General features: G+C 58.7%; 16 protein-coding genes. 6 read left to right on the top strand and 10 right to left on the bottom strand.

What is annotated here, in order from left to right:
* Window positions 1-315: 315 nt before the first annotated feature.
* Window positions 316-912 (top strand): cupin domain-containing protein, encoded by a 597-nt coding sequence (locus EOK75_RS17825; protein ID WP_205965512.1) that lies wholly within the window; start codon window positions 316-318, stop codon window positions 910-912.
* Here the strand turns inward: EOK75_RS17825 and EOK75_RS17820 are convergent.
* The 3 genes from EOK75_RS17820 to EOK75_RS17810 all read right to left on the bottom strand — a co-directional run bounded on the left by EOK75_RS17820 (window position 909) and on the right by EOK75_RS17810 (window position 4,590).
* Window positions 909-1,832: a hypothetical protein gene (locus tag EOK75_RS17820; protein ID WP_137195358.1), complete on the bottom strand. Its 924-nt coding sequence runs from the start codon at window positions 1,830-1,832 to the stop codon at window positions 909-911. The two genes, EOK75_RS17825 and EOK75_RS17820, sit on opposite strands and share 4 nt — an antisense overlap.
* 338 nt (window positions 1,833-2,170) lie before the next feature.
* Window positions 2,171-3,286: a ParB/RepB/Spo0J family partition protein gene (locus EOK75_RS17815; protein WP_137195357.1), complete on the bottom strand. Its 1,116-nt coding sequence runs from the start codon at window positions 3,284-3,286 to the stop codon at window positions 2,171-2,173.
* Window positions 3,283-4,590, bottom strand: coding sequence for an AAA family ATPase (locus EOK75_RS17810; RefSeq protein WP_137195356.1), 1,308 nt, complete (start codon window positions 4,588-4,590; stop codon window positions 3,283-3,285). The genes EOK75_RS17815 and EOK75_RS17810 overlap by 4 nt, the downstream gene beginning before the upstream one ends.
* Window positions 4,591-5,097: 507 nt before the next feature.
* Here EOK75_RS17810 and EOK75_RS17805 point away from each other — a divergent pair.
* Complete coding sequence (locus EOK75_RS17805) at window positions 5,098-5,778, top strand: DnaA N-terminal domain-containing protein (protein ID WP_137195355.1); 681 nt, start codon at window positions 5,098-5,100, stop codon at window positions 5,776-5,778.
* Window positions 5,779-5,938: 160 nt separating this feature from the next.
* A complete protein-coding gene (locus EOK75_RS17800) occupies window positions 5,939-7,591 on the top strand; it encodes an FMN-binding glutamate synthase family protein (protein WP_137195354.1) in 1,653 nt (550 codons plus the stop codon).
* Window positions 7,592-7,670: 79 nt separating this feature from the next.
* Here the strand turns inward: EOK75_RS17800 and EOK75_RS17795 are convergent, their stop codons facing one another.
* The 4 genes from EOK75_RS17795 to dapA all read right to left on the bottom strand — a co-directional run bounded on the left by EOK75_RS17795 (window position 7,671) and on the right by dapA (window position 11,649).
* Entirely contained in the window at window positions 7,671-9,155 is a 1,485-nt protein-coding gene (locus EOK75_RS17795) for a tripartite tricarboxylate transporter permease (RefSeq protein ID WP_137195353.1), read from the bottom strand.
* A gap of 9 nt (window positions 9,156-9,164) precedes the next feature.
* Window positions 9,165-9,611, bottom strand: coding sequence for a tripartite tricarboxylate transporter TctB family protein (locus EOK75_RS17790; RefSeq protein WP_137195352.1), 447 nt, complete (start codon window positions 9,609-9,611; stop codon window positions 9,165-9,167).
* Entirely contained in the window at window positions 9,611-10,564 is a 954-nt protein-coding gene (locus tag EOK75_RS17785; protein ID WP_205965511.1) for a Bug family tripartite tricarboxylate transporter substrate binding protein, read from the bottom strand. Before EOK75_RS17785 ends, EOK75_RS17790 begins: the two co-directional genes overlap by 1 nt.
* Window positions 10,565-10,773: 209 nt before the next feature.
* Window positions 10,774-11,649, bottom strand: a complete 876-nt coding sequence (gene dapA / locus EOK75_RS17780) for a 4-hydroxy-tetrahydrodipicolinate synthase (protein WP_137195351.1) — start codon at window positions 11,647-11,649, stop codon at window positions 10,774-10,776.
* Window positions 11,650-11,803: 154 nt separating this feature from the next.
* Here dapA and EOK75_RS17775 point away from each other — a divergent pair, with 154 nt between their 5' ends.
* Window positions 11,804-13,750 (top strand): lytic transglycosylase domain-containing protein, encoded by a 1,947-nt coding sequence (locus tag EOK75_RS17775; RefSeq protein WP_137195350.1) that lies wholly within the window; start codon window positions 11,804-11,806, stop codon window positions 13,748-13,750.
* Here EOK75_RS17775 and EOK75_RS17770 read toward each other — a convergent pair.
* Entirely contained in the window at window positions 13,747-15,390 is a 1,644-nt protein-coding gene (locus EOK75_RS17770; protein WP_137195349.1) for a thiamine pyrophosphate-binding protein, read from the bottom strand. The genes EOK75_RS17775 and EOK75_RS17770 overlap by 4 nt on opposite strands.
* Window positions 15,391-15,452: 62 nt before the next feature.
* Window positions 15,453-16,484 (bottom strand): NAD(P)/FAD-dependent oxidoreductase, encoded by a 1,032-nt coding sequence (locus EOK75_RS17765; protein ID WP_137195348.1) that lies wholly within the window; start codon window positions 16,482-16,484, stop codon window positions 15,453-15,455.
* A gap of 38 nt (window positions 16,485-16,522) precedes the next feature.
* Here EOK75_RS17765 and mnmC2 point away from each other — a divergent pair, with 38 nt between their 5' ends.
* A complete protein-coding gene (mnmC2, locus tag EOK75_RS17760) occupies window positions 16,523-17,209 on the top strand; it encodes a tRNA (5-methylaminomethyl-2-thiouridine)(34)-methyltransferase MnmC2 (RefSeq protein WP_420821956.1) in 687 nt (228 codons plus the stop codon).
* A 26-nt stretch (window positions 17,210-17,235) separates the two neighbouring features.
* On the opposite strand, the gene EOK75_RS17755 is transcribed toward mnmC2, so the two are convergent.
* Window positions 17,236-17,688 (bottom strand): GNAT family N-acetyltransferase, encoded by a 453-nt coding sequence (locus EOK75_RS17755; RefSeq protein ID WP_137195347.1) that lies wholly within the window; start codon window positions 17,686-17,688, stop codon window positions 17,236-17,238.
* A 353-nt stretch (window positions 17,689-18,041) separates the two neighbouring features.
* Between EOK75_RS17755 and EOK75_RS17750 the strand changes: the two genes are divergently transcribed.
* Window positions 18,042-18,938, top strand: a complete 897-nt coding sequence (locus EOK75_RS17750) for a PhnD/SsuA/transferrin family substrate-binding protein (protein ID WP_137195346.1) — start codon at window positions 18,042-18,044, stop codon at window positions 18,936-18,938.
* Window positions 18,939-18,941: the final 3 nt, after the last annotated feature.

The raw sequence follows: 18,941 nt of genomic DNA, 5'->3' as shown, positions 1-18,941 counted from the left end.
TGAGGGGGAATAAAGCCTGCGACAAGATCTGCCGCCGACCATGGATGGCACACCATCAAAGCCTGATGATGCGAGTAGCTTTTGCATTTGGCAAGTGTACCCTTTTCCTTAAATGCCGCGCGCATGGCTTTTTAGTCTTGTCACGCAGCAAACCCTGTTGGAACACGGCTTCATACGGCCGCTTTATTCCTAGCTGATCACCCTAGGGGCGTTTAAGATACCAATCAACCCTGTTTATTTTTCAGGCAATCATTGGGGTTCAAACCCGCTTGCCCTATAGTCAAGCCAACAGAATCAGCCCTTAGAAAAGTACCGATGACATCACCTACAGATGAGAACACAATCAACATCGGTGCCCGCTTGCGGGCCGCCCGTACGCAGCGAAAACTGTCGCAACGCGAATTGGCCCGCCGGGCCGGCGTGACCAATGGCACCATTTCCCAGATCGAACAGAATCACTCCAGCCCCTCGGTCTCTTCGCTCAAACGGGTGCTGGATGCCTTGGCTATGTCATTGGCAGAATTTTTCGCCGCGGATGTCGCACAGTCCCATCAGGTGTTTTTCCGCAGATCAGAGCTGCAGGAGGTCAACCCTCACAAACTGTTGCGCAAGACCGACGCGCCCATCGCCCTGTCGATCCGGCAGGTCGGCGATGCCCTCAGCCATCAAATCCAGATGCTCCACGAATGCTACAGCCCCGGCGCGGATACCGGCGCGCAGAAATACAGCCATGACGCCGAAGAGGCGGGGATCGTGATCGAGGGCAGCATCGAAGTGACCGTTGGCGCGGAAACAGAGACCCTTTTCGCCGGCGACGCCTACCTTTTTGACAGCCGCATCCCGCATCGGTTCCACAACACCGGCACGGAGGATTGCGTCATCGTATCGGCCTGCACCCCGCCCAGCTTTTAAGCGGGCCCCGTCACCCACAGCCGAAACCGTTTGCTGCCGGTGATCTCATGCACCACCCCCATCGCTTGCAGCCGCGCCAAACCACGCTCGGCGCTGTCGCGGGAAATGCCTGTAAGATTGGCGGCGGCCTCGGTCGTCAAGATGGGGCGGGCCGCGATTGCATCGATCAATTTCGCAGGCGTAGAGCCTTTTAGCCCCGCCGTTAGGCCCCGCGCAGCGACGGCCCAAGCCTCCACCCGATTAAGCTCCATCATCGCGGATTGCGCCCCCGACCGGATCGCCGCCAGCCAATCGCCCAAGCCATCGGGTTTCGCGCCCAATTGCCACGCCCTGCCCCCGGGCGCCAATGGCGCAAAGCCGATCGCACGACACTCCGCCGCCGCAATCCGCCCTGCGGCAGTCGCAGGCTCCAGCAAGTCATCGGGCGCCGACACCCCCGTCAGCCGCCAAAGCGCCTGCCCGTATCCGGCTTGTGTCAGCGGGTGACAATCAGCCAGCTCTTGCATCCCGCCGGTGAACACCTCGGCCGCAAGGTCAAATTCGGCCCCCTTTGGGCGCGGGCTAAGATCTTCGGGCAACCCTGCGCCCGGCACCTCATGCAGGCCCAAAAAGCCTCGGAGCGCGGGCAACCGACCGGGCCGCGCCAACAATCGGCGATACACCCAAGACGCGCGCGCCAACTCTGTCCGGTTTTCAGTCAGCCCCCCTGCCCCGCTTAAATAGGCTGCAATTTGTTCGCGCCGCACACGCACACCCTGCGCCCAAAGCATCGCCTCAACCTCGATCAGCGCAAGGCGTTCAACCGCGCCCGTTCCCAGCAAAAGGCAGCGTTGATCCAGCATCGCAAGCGCCACCGCCGCCCGCGCAAGCTGCGGCGCAAGACCCGCCTCGGCCTGCTGCCATTGGGCAGGATCAATCAACAGACGTTGGCCTACATGCGTCCGCGCGCCCCCCGAAACGGGTTTCTTTCCTGCCTTTAAGCTGCTTTTATTTTGAGGGTCTTGGCTCTTCATATCCGCAGAATAAGCCCTTAATGCGGATTACTCCAGCACTACCTGTTCGCCTGCGATACTGGGTGGTTTGGCCTGTGTTGCGCGCCACCGCTTAAGGGTGGAAAGGCGCTAGAGCCTACAGAAACATTGCCCCATCCGCGCATTAGAAGCAAGCTTTTTCCAGATAAAAAGCAAACTGCCTCCGGCGTTGAACGCGGGAGGCAGTCAGGTAAAACCTTTTCCGCGGAAAAGGTTTCGGGTTGAGGTCAACCGATCTCGTCAAGCAACCCGCGCACGGCGGCCTCCAGCTTGCGCCGGTCAATGGTAGAAAAATCGCGGTCCAGCCGGATCTCCAACCGCCCTGCCCCAGCCACACATTTCGCGGCACCTTCAGGGCGCGCGATCTGAAAACTGGTTTTTGCCTTTGCCTCGGCTGCGGGCTTGCTTGGTCGTGTAGACCCTGATTTAGGCTCTGTTTCGCCACCTGCAAAGCGACGCAGCACTGACAATTCATCCTCGATAGAGCGGTTATCCCAGCCAGCCAACTCTGCCTGAATGGCTGGTACAAACCCCGGGACCTCGTCGATTTTAGAGGACAAAGCCAAACCCAGCGCGCGCGGCACCTCATGAATAAAGTGCAACACCTCCCCCAAACGCTTGACCACCGGAATGAAGCTGCGGATATAGCTGCGCTTGGAATAGCTGGCGGATTTGTAAAGCTTGGCGACCGCCTTATCCGGATCGGAAACCTCGGTCATCGGATCGGCGGCATATTCGATCGCAAGCTGCGCCATTTCGGCCAAAGAGATATCCTTGCGTACAAGGTTCTCATCCACCATCCGGCGGTAAAGCACGTCCAGCTCTGCCCCGCGCGCCATGATCCCCGCGGGAATTTTGCCGTAAGCCTCGGCATCCCCGGTTTCGGCCAAAAGCTGCGTAAACGCCTGAATACGCCGAAACCCCTGAATTAGCTCATAGCGGCCATCCGGGCGTTGCTCTACGCGGATCGGGTTCGACAAGCCGACATCACGAATAGAGTCGACCAGCTCGCCCAACTCCTCATCAAAGCCGGCGTGGCGGTCACGGGTCAGCTTGCGGGTCTCAATCATATCAAGGTCGATCAAATCAACGATCAATCCCTGCTGTTTGAGCCGGACATGCTCATGCGCAAGCGCGTCATTTTCTGCGCGGATCTTGGCCACAAGGGCCTCGCGATCCCTAAGGCTATCGGCGTTCTCGGTGATCGCAGCGGCCATCGGACCCCGGCGCGACTCTGTGGCCGCCCTCGGCTTGGCGGTCGGCGCGACCTTTTCCGCGGAAAAGGTTTCTACCGTATCCTCATCCGGCAGATCGATATCAAACATACGGCGTTTCTTGCTCATGATGTTTTCTCCAGCTTCTCCCACGCCTCAAGGACGGAGGTTTTGAATTCTTCATAGGCCCCATCGAATGAGGCCCGTGCGCGTCGCCATGTCTCGCGCGTCATTATACGGTAGTCGATCTCATAGACCGAGGACAGGAAACGCCCCGACTGTTCTACCGCGCGCGTCATCTCTATCGGGTGCTTGGCTACATGCGGGCCAAAGACCTTGCCAAAGGCCTGAAACATCGCACGGTGCAATTCGTTGCCCGGCTCATAACGCGTCATCAAGAAGCGGATGTCGCAGAACTGCTTGGGCAGCGTAACCTTTTCCGCGGAAAAGGTTTGACCAAAACCGTCATTGAGGTCAGCAAGCGCCTCCGACAGCTGACCGATGAAGGAGGTGGTGCTGTCGTACTCCCAATAGCCGGGACCGGAGGGGACGTAGAGCATGTCTGCCGCAAAGACCGCATTCATCGATTGGTAGCCGATCGCCGGCGGGCAGTCGAAGATGATCAAGTCATAGCTGTCATCGGGCAGCGCATCGAGATAGCGCGAGACGGCACCAAAAAATGTCCAATCCGGATTGAGGTGGCGATACTGCGCGGAGGCGAACTCCACAAAGGCAGCATTGGCACAGCTTGGCACGATGTCGATCGTAGGCCATGCCGTCGGCATGATGAAATCCGAGACGCGCAAGTCACCAAGCCCCATGTCGCGGATCGAAGAGGGGATACGGCGTTGGGGCAGGGCGGCTCCACTCTCGGCGCCGGTCATCGCCGCGTTCATCCGGTCGGTCTCGCGCAGCAAGTCGCGGGCCATGATGCCCCAGACGGTATGTTCCTCGGACACGTCGTTCAGACCCATGGAGTGGGACAGCGTTGCTTGCGGATCGAAATCCACGACCAACACGCGGTAGCCATCAAGCGCGGAGGCGTGGGCCAAATGCAGCGCAACGGTGGATTTGCCGGCACCGCCTTTGAAGTTCGCGATGGCCACACGGAATGCCCGCTTGCCAGCAGGGCGCTTGGGCATCAGCGATTTGCGGTTGATCTTCATCTTGCGGCGCAGCTCGTTGATCTCATCGAGGCTGAACCAACGCTGACGGCCATCAGGCTCCACCTCACCGCTGGGCAAATCCGGCTCGGCGGCCAAACGGCCCCGGAAAGTTGACTGGTTGATCTTGAAGATCAGCTCCGACACTTCCCAGCTGGAGAACCGCCGCAGGGTCTTCTCCAGCTCGGGGGAGAAGGTTTGACGACGAATCCAGCTTTGCATCTTGAGCGACTGCGCCTGAAGGTTGGCGAGGTCTGTATGATCGTACATGGGGCGTTCCGTTCTTTTGTGGACGTTAATAACTGCTTCGTTCCCAATTACGCTGAATTTGCACAAAATGCAAAAGCAGAGTTATAGTATTCACAGGAATCTCAATATTGCCGTAAAGCCCATAAATTAAGGGATATACCGGCCGAATCGGTTCCCTGAGAGTCGCGGGGTGAAAGCCTCCCAAATGCAGGGACGGGACACGCTATTTGGGGGGACAGCCATACCCCCGATACTACGGTTAGGGTGACAAAAGGCTGATTTGGGGTGACACCATGAATGTCCCCTATTACCATAGAACCTTATTCTTTTAGAATAGATTGAAGATTCGAAGATCGGGGTTCAGGCTAAAATCTGCAAACGGTCTTGACAGAATCGAACCTTCGGACGCAAATAGGCCAAGGTTCGACAAAAGCGTTGGCAAACGACGACGAACCGCCAGAAAAGGGCACAGACCCTTGCAATCGTCGGGCGTGTATTCGCCCCCTAAAATCAGAGAGGCACGGGGCAGTGCTGGTTACCAAACCTGTCGGGCGGGATGCCTCGACAAAGAAATATGACATTTTGTCAGCCTTGTCAGCCTATGCTCTGTCACAAGACAAGCATGCCCAACGCCGGATTCTGCGTCTGATGTCGCTTATCACCACGCGGTATAACTGGCAGCGCAACGAACTTTCGATGGGCCAAGAGGACATCGCCAGACTTTGGTCTGTTGATCTACGCACCGTCAAACGAGAGATGGCAAAACTGCGGGCCGTGGGGTGGTTGGTTGAAACCCGTGCAGCCGCGCGGGGCCGGGTGGCGCTCCATGCTTTGGATCTGGCGATGATTATGGCCGATACGCAAAACGTTTGGCCAAACATCGGCCCCGACTTTGTAGATCGCCAAGCCGCCCAAATACCGCCCGCCCCCGAGGCCAGCAACGTCGTGCCGTTTCAGCAAATCCCGAGCTTGCCTGCCGATGGCTCGGTTTGGGCCGCAGCGCAGCATGCCTTTCAGGCGCAAGACGGCGCGGCCTTTTCCGCCTGGATTTCGCGCCTGTCAGAGATAGAGCGCGATGGCGGTACCCTGTGTCTATTGGCCCCCTCACGGTTTCATAAGACCTATGTAGAGACACATTTGGCCGATAGGTTGACCCGCATCTTGCGCAGGATTGATCCGTCCATTTCCGGCGTGCGGATCGATGTCTAGGCCCGTTTGCGCCAAAGGGGTGAGGGTGATATGGCTAGTGGTCGCTGACTCGGACAGGTTTAACCTCTTCGTGACGGCTTCGGAATAGAAAGTCCTATAGTGGATCGGTCGGCTTCGTCCCGCGATTTGCTTCGGTTTGAAACTGTCGAGGGGGGCTCTGATGCGCTCGATTTACTTCCAACAACGTTATGGCATGCTTGCTGTGGCGCTTATTGCGACAATTTTCTGCGGCATAGGGGCGGTTGCGACCGGTTCGGGCTGGTTTATCTTGTTTTTCGTGATTTCTGCGGCGTTTTTTGCCTTGGGCATTCGGGATGTTCGCCAAGCACGCCACGCCGTTCTGCGGAATTATCCGATTATTGGTCACATTCGCTATTTAATGGAGGCGATTCGTCCCGAGATTCGCCAGTATCTTTTGGAAAGTGACCGCGATGAGGAACCGTTTAGCCGCGAAACCCGCAGTCTAGTGTATCAGCGCGCGAAAGGGGTTGAGGATAAGAAACCCTTTGGCACCTCGGAGCGCGTTTATGAATCGGGTTATGCTTGGGTCACCCACTCGGTTGTGCCCAAACATATCACTGACAGTGATTTCCGTGTGCAGATCGGCGGGAAGCAGTGTCTACATCCCTATAATGCTTCGATCTACAATATTTCGGCCATGAGTTTTGGCGCACTTTCGGCCAATGCGATCAAAGCACTGAATACCGGCGCCAAATTGGGCGGTTTCGCGCATGACACCGGCGAGGGCGGGATCAGCAGCCATCACCGTCAGGGCGGCGATATGATTTTTCAGGTCGCATCGGGTTATTTCGGGTGCCGTGACAGCGAGGGGCGCTTTGACCCCGAAAAATTCGCGGTGCAGGCTGTTGATCCGCATATCAAGATGATTGAGATCAAGCTGAGCCAAGGCGCAAAGCCGGGGCATGGCGGGATGTTGCCCGCCTCCAAGATCAGTGCTGAAATCGCCGAAACACGCGGCATTCCGATGGGCGTGGATTGTGTCTCTCCGGCGGCGCATAGTGAGTTTTCAACCCCGCTTGGGCTGATGGATTTTATTCAGCGTTTGCGGGATCTTTCGGGCGGCAAGCCTGTTGGTTTGAAGCTGTGTATCGGCCACCGGCGAGAGTTTATGTGCATGGTGAAGGCCATGTTGGAAACCGGAATTCACCCTGATTTCATCGTTGTAGACGGTAAAGAAGGCGGTACAGGCTCCGCTCCGCTGGAATTTGCCAACCGGGTCGGGATGCCGATGCTGGAGGGGCTACATTTCGTCCATAATACTCTGCGGGGGGCCGGTTTGCGCGGTGAGATCAAGATTGGTGCGGCGGGTAAAATCGTCACCGCCTTTGATATTGCACGGGCTTTGGCGCTGGGGGCGGATTGGTGCAACTCTGCCCGCGGCTTCATGTTCGCGCTTGGCTGTATTCAGGCGCAGGCGTGCCATACCAACAAATGTCCGGTGGGCATTGCAACGCAAGACGGGCTGCGCCAGCGCGCGCTGGATCCTGATGATAAAGGCATACGCGTGGCGCGGTTCCATGCCAATACGTTGAAGGCACTGGCTGAAATTGCTGGCGCTGCGGGATTGGATCGTCCGAATGACTTTTTGCCCTATCACCTGATGTTTCGCCAAACAGACAGCGCATTTCGGGATGGCAATGAGGTTTATGCCTATCTGCCGGAAGGCTTTTTGCTGGCCAAGGATGAGCATCCTGACCTGAGCGAATGGCATGGACGTTGGGGCAGGGCTGCGGCTGACAGCTTTGCGCCAAAGGAAATACCGCAAGGACCCTATCGCATCGCTGCACAATAAGGGTGATTTGCTGGAGATGATGTGAAAAAAACCTCCCCCGGTTCCAGAATTCTGAAACCGGGGGAGGGGGGAACGGTTCTTAGTTAGCCGATCGGGCTTTCAGGATGCGTTTCGCATGGGCCAGAAGTGGTGGCAGTAGCAGCAACGCAATGACGACCCACATCACTTTGGCAATCGGGCTGGCAAAGAAGATCCAAGGGGAGCCTTTGCCGATAATCATACCCTGCGAGAAGCCATGCTCTGCAATGGGCCCCAAGATAAGGCCGAGGATGAGGGCCTCTAGTGAGTAGCCGATTTTCTTCAGGATCAGGCCGAAAAAGGCAAATCCGATCATCAGATAAACGTCAAACACCGATTGATGCAGCGAATAAGACCCGAGGATCGCAAAGGCGCTGATCACGGGCACCATAATCGCCGGTGGAATAAGGGCGATGCGGGCCAGATAGGGTGCCACGCTGATCCCGACGACCAAGAACACGATATTGGCGATGAACAGCGAGTAGATGAACGGATAGGTCTTGTCGGCATGGACGGCAAACAAGTCTGGCCCGGGGATCATACCATGGATGATGAACGCCCCCATCAACGCCGCCGCAACCGAGTTTCCCGGAATCCCCAAGGTCAGGGTGGGTACCAACGATCCGCCGACACAGCCGTTATTGCCGGCCTCGGCGGCGGCAATGCCCTCAGGGGCGCCTTTGCCGAACATGTGCTTGGCTTTGGACAGCCGTTTGGCAAAGTTATAGGATAGGAACGCCGCAATTGTCGCGCCTTCCCCCGGCAAGATGCCGACAACAGTCCCTGTGCCGGAGCCGAGCGCCATATATTTGGTGATCCCTTTGGGCATTGCCTCTGATTTCTGGGACTGTTTCAAGACCGAGGCGTCGATCTGTGTGCTGTGCCGCTGGCCCGCGATCTCTAACATCTGGATCATGGAAAACAGGCCGATCAACGCGGGCATAAAGTCGATCCCGTCGATCAGGTTGATGGACCCCATGGTATAGCGCAGGCTGCCCGACATCGCGTCGGTGCCGATGATGGCAATCATCATGCCCAAAACCCCGGCAAGCAGGGATTTAAGAAGCGATGTATCCTCATCCGCGATAGAAACGATCCCCGCGAGGCCCATCAAGGCCAGCAAGAACGTCTCGGCAGGGCCGAAATGCAGGGCCTGCGCGGCAAGAAAGGGCGCAAACATAAGCAAAATCAGGACCGAGAACATCCCCCCCATGAAGGATGCAACCACCGAGATTTTCAGGGCAAGCATGCCTCTGCCTTGCTTGCTCATCGGGTAGCCTTCGATGGCGGTTGCTACGGCGGCGGGGGTGCCCGGTGTGTTCAGCAAAATGGCGGGAATTGACCCGCCATACATCGCACCGGCATAAATCCCGCCAAGCAGCATCAAGCCCATGACCGGGTCCATCGTGTAGGTAAAGGGCACCAAAAGCCCGACGGCCATTGTCGCGGTAAGGCCTGGCATGGCGCCGATAACGACGCCGGCAACCGTGCCGATAATAATCGACATAAGGGCCTCGGGCGTGAAGACGATCGCTAGATATTCCATTGAAAAACCTTAGAAAAACGCAGGGCCGGGCAGGTTGACCGAAAGCACGCGGATAAAGATCAGGTAAACGCCCAGCAAGACGGCACCGGTTGAAAGCCCGATCACGACCGGATTGCGGTAGCCGAGCATCCAGGCAACAGCCGGAATAAAGACTGCGGCCGGAATGAAGAAGCCAAGGCTTTCAAATGACACTGCAAACAGGATCAACGCGGCGACAAGCCCGAAAAACCGGGCTGCACGGCCAAAGAGGTCCAGCGGCTCATCGCTTGCAGCGGCGCGCAGCGAGAACAGCAACTGAACCGCACTTAGCCCGCCAAAGGAAATCGCCAGAAACCGCACGTAAACCGCCGAGGTTTTCTGGGCAATACCAGTGTAACTGGCCGTGCTGATATAAAGCAGCACGGCCAGAACGATGAAACCGCCAAGGACAAGACGGTCAAGAGTTTCGCGGGTCATTACCAGGGCGCCGCGTCAAAGACTTCTTGAGTCTCAGCCTGAAGCTTTTGCAGGTAAGCGGTGTAATCGGCACTGTTCATGTTCAACAGATAGATTGAGCTTGCCTTGGCTTTTTCCTGGAAGGCCGGGTCTGCCATCACATCGGCAAAGATGCCGTCCAATTGGGCCTGAATCTCGGCGGGGACACCAGCGGGGGTTACAAAACCGCGCGTCGCACGCATTTGCACGTCATAGCCGCCCTCAACGCCGGTTTCCACTTCTGGCACCAGATCGTTGCGCGTGTCGGTCAGGATAGAAATGATCGTCGCATCACCGGCCTTATGCTGCGCTTCCATTTGCGACAAGTTCATAAAGGACGCATCGACATGGCCACCCAAAATGGCGGCTTTTTGTTCGGTGGAACCTTTGGTCGGCAGCAGGTTGAAGGTCACGCCGGCCAGTTTTTCAAAGGCTTTGGCGGCCAAAAAGTCATCCGAGCCGATGCCGTTTACAGCAACGGTCAGATCGCCACCCTTGCCGGCCTCTGCCAGATCAGCCAAGGATTTGATGGCGCTGTCTTTTGGAACAACGACAATTTCCGGATCATCGGCGGTGTTGCCAATGATGTGAAAGCTGTCGAGGGTGTAGCTTGCGCGGCCAGCGGCGACATGGGCCACCAGCTGAGGGGTGAAGACGAGGCCCATTGTATAGCCATCAGCATCGGCGCGTGCGATTGCCTCAAAGCCCTTTTGGCCGCCAGAGCCGTTGATATTGTTGATGACGAATTTAAAGCCTTCGTATTTGCTTTCTGCCACTTCGGCAAAAATGCGCGCGGTGGTGTCGGTGGAACCGCCGGCGCTGGAAGGTACGATGATTTCAATGGATTTGCTGGGATAATCTTGTGCAAAGGCGGGCGTATTGGCCACGGCAAGCAATGCAAGGCCGGCGACGAAACTGCGTTTACTGATGTTCATTGGGCTTCCCTCATTACGATAACGGGCAATACCCGCTTTTTTTACTATGCCAAAGTTTGCAGCAAAACAGCCGGATTGCAAGAATAAGATTGCTCTCTATTCAGGCAATTTCCGCAAGGGAAGGCTTGGGTGTCAGGCCATTGTTTCTACAGGGTTTCCAATGGCCCAAGCCCGTCGCGGAAATGCGGCGCGGGCTTGGGGGTAGGCGTTTAGTTGATCAGCCCGGCAAAGCGCATCGCGTCTTCGATCTTGGCCTTTGCGCCATCGGTCAACCCGACCAGTGGCAAGCGCACCTCTTCCGAGCAGCGCCCCAAAACCGAAAGCCCGTATTTCGCACCGACCAGCCCCGGCTCCAGGAACATCGCCTCATGCAGGGGCATCAGCCGGTCTTGGATTTCCAAGGCTTTGGCGTAATCGCCGGCCAGCGTGGCATTCTGGAAATCGGCGCAAAGACGGGGGGCCACATTGGCGGTCACCGAAATGCAGCCAACACCGCCATGGGCGTTATAGCCAAGGGCGGTGGCATCCTCACCCGAAAGCTGGACGAAGTCCTTGCCGCAGGTGATGCGTTGTTTCGGGACGCGCGACAGATCGCCGGTGGCATCCTTGACGCCGATAATTCGTGGCAGCTTTGCCAGCTCTCCCATGGTGGCGGGTGTCATATCCACGGCAGAGCGGCCCGGAATATTATAGATAATGATCGGCAGCGTGCAGCAATCATGGATCGCGGTGAAATGCGCGATCAGGCCGGCCTGACTTGGCTTATTGTAATAGGGTGTGACCACCAGCGCGGCATCGGCCCCCACGCTTTGCGCATGGCGGATCAATTCGATCCCCTCGGCGGTGTTGTTGGAACCGGTACCCGCAATAACCGGAATACGGCCCGCTGCGGCTTTTACGACTTCTGCGATCACTAGCCCATGTTCGGCATGGCTCAGTGTTGGGCTTTCGCCTGTGGTGCCAACTGGCACGAGGCCGTGGCTACCCTCGGCTATATGCCACTCCACCAGTTTCTTAAGCGTATCCAAGTCCACTTTGCCGTCCTTCAACGGCGTGACCAGGGCAGGCATTGACCCTTTGAACATGGTACACTTCTCCTCTTGGTGGGGGCGATTCAACCCCGTTGGTTTTCACGCCTTCCTAGCGTCATGTTCGCGGCTTGCCAAGCGGGGGACGAAATATGCGCGCACGCGGCGATGTGAGTTGCGTCCCTTTGGCCGCAATGGCATTTTGCGCGCTATGAAAACACATTTCGCCCCCCGCTTCGCCCTTCGTGCTTTGGCTGTGCCACTTCTTGCGCTTTGTTTCGCCTTGCCCGCGCTGGCGCAGGGCGATTTGCGCGCGGCCCTTTCCGCCGCCGAATCGCGCGATTGGGACAAGGCGCTGGCACTGGCACCACAGGGTGTTGCGTATGATATTGTCGAATGGCAACGTCTGCGCGCAGGCGAAGGGTATTTGGGCGATTACGAGGCGTTTTTGGCCCGCCGTCCCGATTGGCCCGGCTTGCCATGGCTGCACCAAAAGGGAGAGGAGGCGGTTGCCCGTTCCACCACCCCGTCACGTGTGATGGCTTATTTCCAGACACGGCAACCCTCTACTGCCGAAGGGGCGCTGGCCTTGGTGCGCGCCCTATCGGCTGCGGGGCAAAGCGAGGACGCAGCGGCGGTGGCACGGACTGCTTGGGTCAATTTGCGCTTTGATGCAGAGGAACAGGCGCAGATGCTTTCCTTGCAGGGGCCGGCCTTGGGGGGGGCGCATAACGCCCGCCTCGACGCCCTTCTGTGGGACGGTCGAGAGGATGAGGCCGCGCGGATGCTCCCGCTTGTCTCGGGTGGTTGGCAGGCCTTGGGGCGCGCCCGCATTGCTTTGCGCAGTCAGGCCGAGGGTGTGAATGCGCTGATCGATGCCGTGCCCGCAGCACAGGCCAATGATCCGGGCCTCGCCTATGAACGGTTTGTCTGGCGGATGCGGGCCGGACTGGAGGATCGCGCGTTGGAATTGCTGTTTGCGCGTTCGGCCTCAGCCGCCGCCCTTGGTCGGCCCGAGGCTTGGGCGGCGCGGCGCATCTGGTTGGTGCGCGAATTGATGCAATCAGGCCGGTTTGCCGATGCCTATCGCGCCGCCGCAAACCATCATCTGGCCGAGGGTGGCGACTATGCTGATCTGGAGTTTCTGGCCGGCTTTATCGCGCTGCGCAAGCTGGGGGATGCGGCCACGGCACGCGGTCATTTCCAGCATTTGAAACAAGGCGTCAGCACCCCCATCAGCCTGTCGCGCGCGCATTACTGGGAAGGCCGCGCCGAGGAAACCTTGGGCAATTTCGCCGCCGCCCGTGTGGCCTTTGAGGCCGGCGCGCAGCATCAAACCGCTTATTACGGTCTGCTTTCGGCGGAACATCTGGGCCTGACGTTGGACGCGGCGCTTTTGTCGGATGCGCGGCCCGCCGATTGGCGGGGGGCCGATTTTGCCAAATCTTCGGTCCTAGAGGCGGCAAGGCTGTTGCTGGCGGCCGGCGATCTGGATCTAGCCAAACGGTTCATGCTGCATCTGGCCGAGGGGCTGGGGCCGCAGGCGCTGGATCAGCTTGCCGATGCGGCCTTGCAAATGGGCCAGCCGCATATAGCGGTCTTGATTGGCAAGCAGGCGGCAGCACGCGGGATCATCCTGCCGCGTGCCTATTTTCCGGTGGTGGATATGGTGCCGGACGGGCTGCCCGTCAGCCGCGCGCTGGCGCTGTCCATTGCGCGGCGGGAAAGTGAGTTTAACGCCGTGGTCATCAGCCCCGCCGGCGCGCGTGGCTTGATGCAGGTGATGCCCGGCACCGCTAAGCTGATGGCTGCCAAGCTGGGGCAGGTTTATGCTTTGGGTAATCTGACATCGGATCCAGCCTATAATGTGCGGCTTGGGGCGGGCTATCTTTCGCAATTGGTTGAGGAATTCGGGCCGGCAGTGGCGCTGATCGCTTCGGGCTATAACGCCGGGCCGGGCCGACCGCGCAGCTGGATCACCGAGTTTGGCGACCCGCGGCATCCGGATGTGGATATTGTCGATTGGGTCGAAACCATCCCCTATGCCGAGACGCGCACCTATGTGATGCGCGTCGTGGAATCGCTGGTGATTTACCGCGCGCGTCTGCGCGGTGCGGCAGGGGTGGTGAACGTCAAATCGGAATTGACGGGGCGCTAACCGGTTTTGCCCTGAAGCTGGCTAAGGGATTGGCCGGGAGTCAGCATATCGGGGTCCAGCCGCAGCTCTATGATCGCAAGGGTATTTGCGGCTTGGGCGCGCGCAAAGGCGGCGGGGAAATCGGCCTGATCGGTGACCGTTTCGCCATGCCCGCCATAGGCGCGGGCGAGGGCCGCGAAATCGGGGTTGGCCAGATCGGTGCCCGAGGGCCGACCGGGGTAGTGGCGTTCCTGATGCATGCGGATGGTGCCATAACGGCCATTATTGGCGACAATTACAATCGGTTTCGCGCCATGCTGCACGGCAGTTGAGGCCTCATTGCAGGTCATCTGGAAACAGCCGTCGCCGGCCATGCACACCACGGTTTTATCAGGATTTTCCAACGATGCGGCAATCGCCGCCGGAAAGCCGTAACCCATCGATCCCGATGTCGGCGCAAGCTGTGTGCCATGTTGCCGGAACCTGTAATAGCGGTGCAAAAACGCCGCATAATTGCCGGCACCATTGGTCAGGATGCTGTCTTTTGGCAGGTTCGTGGATAGCCATGCCACAACCTCTTCCAGTTTCACTGCGCCGGGGGTCGCCACGGGGGTTTGCCATGCCTCATAATTGGCCCGCGCGGTTTTGGTCCAATCGGCCCATGTGCCTTTGCCCGTGGTGTGCGCCAGTCGCGCCAGCATTTGATCGGCGCGCACGGGGATCGCCAGATCGGGGCGGAAAACGCGGCCAAGTTCGGCAGGGTCGGGGTGGATATGCAGGATGCGGGGGCCGGGGCGGGTTGGGTCCAACAGCGCATAGCCGTCGGTTGTGGTATCGCCCAGCCGCGCGCCAAGCACCAAAATTGTATCGGCCTGTGTCAGCATCTGGCCCAGCTTGGGGTTCATGCCGACGCCCAGATCTCCGACGAAATTGGGGTGATCGTTGTTGATCCGGTCCTGACGGCGAAAGGAAACCGCGACGGGCAAGTCCCAGCCTTCTGCGAATTGGGCCAGATCGGCGGCGGCCTGTGCCGACCAGTTCGGCCCACCGGCCAGCACGAGGGGGCGCTTGGCCGTGGCCAGCGCATCGGTGATGGCACTGACTTGTTCGGGGCTGATGGCAAAGGGTTGAGGGCCGGGCGCGGGAATATCGGCGACTTCGGCCATGGCAGAAAGCATATCCTCGGGTAGGGCCAGAACCACGGGGCCGGGCCGGCCCGAGGTGGCAAGGTGGAACGCATGGCTGATGTATTCTGGCAGGCGCTCTATCTGGTCGACTTCGGTTGCCCATTTGGCCAAGGGGCCAAAGACGGCGCGGTAATCCACCTCTTGAAAGGCTTCGCGGTCGCGGTGGTCGCGCGCAATCTGGCCGACGAAAACCACCATTGGCGTGCTGTCTTGCTTGGCGATATGGATGCCCGCGCTGGCATTTGTGGCACCCGGACCGCGGGTGACAAAAAGCACGCCGGGGGTGCCGGTCATCTTGCCGTGGGCCTCGGCCATCATGGCAGCACCACCTTCTTGTCGGCAAACGATATTCTGGATACCGCTGTCATGCAGCCCGTCCAGCGCCGCGAGAAAGCTTTCCCCCGGCACCGAGAACACGCGGGTCACGCCCTGCGCTGCCAGTTGATCCACCAGAATTTTTCCACCGTGCCGCATCATAGCCTCCTGTCCCTTTGGTTGGGGGCAGGTTGCGACGGAAGGCGGCTGGGATCAAGGCGTTAAAGGTTGGCCGTCACGGTAAATTCCTCGGGGATACGGTCTTGGCCGTCCAGCACCAGATCGGCCATCACCTCGGCGATCAACGGGGCCATGCCAAAGCCGATCTTGAAACCGCCATTGGCGATGAAATGGCCGGGGCGGTCGGGCCAAGGCCCGAGCATGGGCGCGCGGGTGCGGCTGCGTGGACGGACGCCGGCCCAGCGATCAACCACGGGGGCACCCGCAAGGCAAGGCAGGGCGGCGCGGGCGCGCTCGATCAATGCTTCAAGCTGGTCGTCGGTGCTGGTCGGGTTGTCCCAATACCGTTCCGAGGTAGAGCCGATGGCGACGGTGCCATCACCATGCGCGATAATATGCAGCCCGTCGACCGAGATTTGCGGCTGGCGGCCCGCATCAAGGCCAAAGGCGGCGGCCTGTCCTTTGACGCCGTTGCCCATCTGGCGCGTGTGGTTTCTTGTCAGTTCCTCTAGGCCTGCATGGCCGATGGCCCAGATTTGCGGGCCGTGGGGCTCGCCGCCAAATTCCACACCTTTGGCCTGCAGGGCGGCCAAAAGGGCGGCAAGGGCTGCGCGGGGTTGCAATTGGGCGGCAAGCGTATCCTGCACCAGCCAACCCGTCGGGCTGTGCGGTTCCCAATCGTTGCCACTGGCGGGGATCACATTCCAAGCGGCCTCTCCTTGCCAAAGGGTTTGCGCGTTGAGCGTTCGGGTGCGGGCCAAGGCCAAAAGTGCTTCATCCGCGATGGGCAGCAGCCGACCTGTGCGGGCGTAAAGCGGGTCCAGCCCGCCGGTGTCCTGCACGGCATCCCACCAGCTTTGCGCCATCAACAGGCTTGCAAGCTGAAAGGTTTTCTTGGTGTTCCAAAGTTCCGGCACATGCGGGGCCAAGGCGCCGACCAGCCCGCCTGACGACCCTGCACCCGGTTTTGCCACATCAATCACCCGCACCCGCGCGCCGCGTTGGGCGGCGGCCCAAGCAATCGAAAGGCCAAAAATGCCCGCGCCATGTATTGTCAGATCCGGCGTTGCCATTTTGCGTCCCTTTGCCCATTGTCTCGATCAGCGTAGCCATAGGCGATTTGACCGTGACCGAAAACCCTCCCCCTGAAACTGCGGTGCTGGAATGGCGAGATGGTGCCTTGCCGGTTTCTACCCGTTTTGATGATCCGTATTTCAGCCTGCAAAACGGGCTGGACGAAACGCGCCATGTATTTCTGGCCGGTAATGGCCTGCCTGAACGTTTGCGCCCCGGTTTTCAGATTGCGGAGCTGGGGTTTGGCACGGGGTTGAACCTTTTGGCCACGGCTTTGGTGGCGCAGGTGCCGATCCGCTTTACCTCGTTTGAGGCCTTTCCCATGGCGGCGGATGATATTGCCCGCGCGCTGACGGCATTTCCGCAGGTGGCCTGTGTGGCCGCGCCGTTCTTGCAGCATTGGGCGCAGGGCGCGCGTGTGTTCCAGCTTGGCGAGGTCTCGGTTGAGGTGGTGATCGGGGATGCGCGCGAAACTTTGCCGCGTTGGGGGCAAAAGGCGGATGCGTGGTTCCTGGACGGGTTTTCCCCGGCCAAAAACCCCGAACTTTGGGGCGCGGACCTGATGGCGGATGTTGGCCGCCACACCGCCCCCGATGGCACCTGTGCAACCTATACCGCTGCCGGTTTTGTGCGGCGCGGGTTGACGGCCGCAGGATTCGCGGTGGAGCGATGCCCCGGCCATGGCTTCAAGCGACATATGACGGTTGGAAAATTTCTGGCTTGAACTGGCCAGTCGGCACTGCGGTGGGGTTAAACCTCTTTGGTAAAGATCAATGAGGTGGGGGCGGAAAACCCCTTATGGGTGGAGGCGCCTGATTGTTTGAATCCGAGCGCAAAGAAAACCGCGTGGTTTTCCACCAGCTCGATCCGGGATTGCAGCTTCAATACGGGAAGGCCAAGGGCGCGGGCACGGCTTTCGGCGTGGGTTATTAAAATACGGGCATAGCCTTTTCTAAGCCAGGGTTTGTCGACCGATAAGCGGCCCAGATAAAGGCTGCCCGCCGTTGGGGTCAGGACCATACAGGCACGCGCGGGGCGGCCGATCACCCAGACCTCTCCGGGGTGGGTCGCCAGATCCTTGGCTGTCATCCTGTACAGCGAGGACGGCGGGTCGATCCGCCCCTCCATGCTGGCAAAAGCCCGTTGTATCAGCGCGTAAAGCGCATCCCAATCATAAGGAGCTTTGGGTTGAAATGGCGTCATTTTGCTCTTCCTTGAGCGGCATAGTCTCTGCGTAGAGGATTGGTTGGTCAAGCAATATTAACCTTTGAACCAACGATATCGGGAGATGTGACAGGGACGTGATTGGCCGTTGGAAACTGTCATGGTCTTTCGCGAAATTCAGACAGCCGTACGCAAAGCAATGTTTGAAGAAGCAGGGCGTGATTGATTTCCGGCGCACCCCGGAAAATTATTTCGCAGCGGATTACCCCGGATTGGCGGCCATCCCGCGATGCTGGGCGGCATTAAGGAGTTCTTCTTTTTAGTCTGCCATGAATGTCTGATCATTTTGGGCGAGGCCTTAAAGCGAATCCGAAGCTATTAGAGGGAAACCTATGAAAGGAATTGTGGTAGAATTGTTCACTTGCGTTGCAAGGTACAAGAGGTGTGGCGCCCGATGGGCACGCGCTGTTGTCGCGGCAACGGTGGCAGCTGTTCTTGCAACGTCGGCAATGGCGGACATCAACTTGGTTTTTGGAACCTATGCTGCAGACAAGCCGACCCAGACGGTTAAAATGTATCGCCCTTTCTTGCAGTATCTGGCCCATGAGATGACCGATATTCTCGGAGAACCAGTGCACATCAAGATGCGGGTTGCGAAGGAATATGAAACCAGCATCGAGCATCTTGCGGTTGGCGATGTGGATTTTTCCCGTTTCGGACCGGCCTCATACATCACAGTTTTCGAACAGAATAGCGGCATCCAGATTATTGCTATGGAATCCAATAAGGGGAGTAAGCGGTTCAAAGGGGTTATCGCCGTCCATGCGGACAGCCCCATTCAGTCACTAAGAGAACTCAGGAATAAAAGCTTTGCTTTTGGTGATCAGTTGTCGACCATCGGAAGGTATCTTGCCCAAAGCCATCTGATACGTGCGGGAATTACCAGCAAAGAGCTGAGCGGCTACGACTATCTTGGTCGCCACGATCGGGTTGGTGCTGCGGTCGGTGTCGGTCGATTCACTGCAGGCGCCCTAAAAGAAGACACGATGATCAAACTAATACGGTCGGGTGTTCCGATCCGGCCGATGTTCGAGTTCGAAAATGTCACAAAGCCCTGGCTGGCTGCCGCGGGGATGGATCCTGCAGTCCTCGCCGCGATGCGACAGGTTATGTTGGAGATAAAAGACGCCGAACTGTTGGGTGACATCGCCGAAGACGGATTTCTGGAAGGATCTGACGCTGATTATGATTTCATCCGCCACGCCATGAACCACAGCAAAGGATTCTAAATG

Origin of the sequence: Pseudorhodobacter turbinis, from assembly GCF_005234135.1 — a bacterium.
Lineage (GTDB): Bacteria > Pseudomonadota > Alphaproteobacteria > Rhodobacterales > Rhodobacteraceae > Pseudorhodobacter > Pseudorhodobacter turbinis.
The sequence above is the reverse complement of the archived record's forward strand: the minus strand, read 5'-3'. Positions and strand labels throughout refer to the sequence as shown.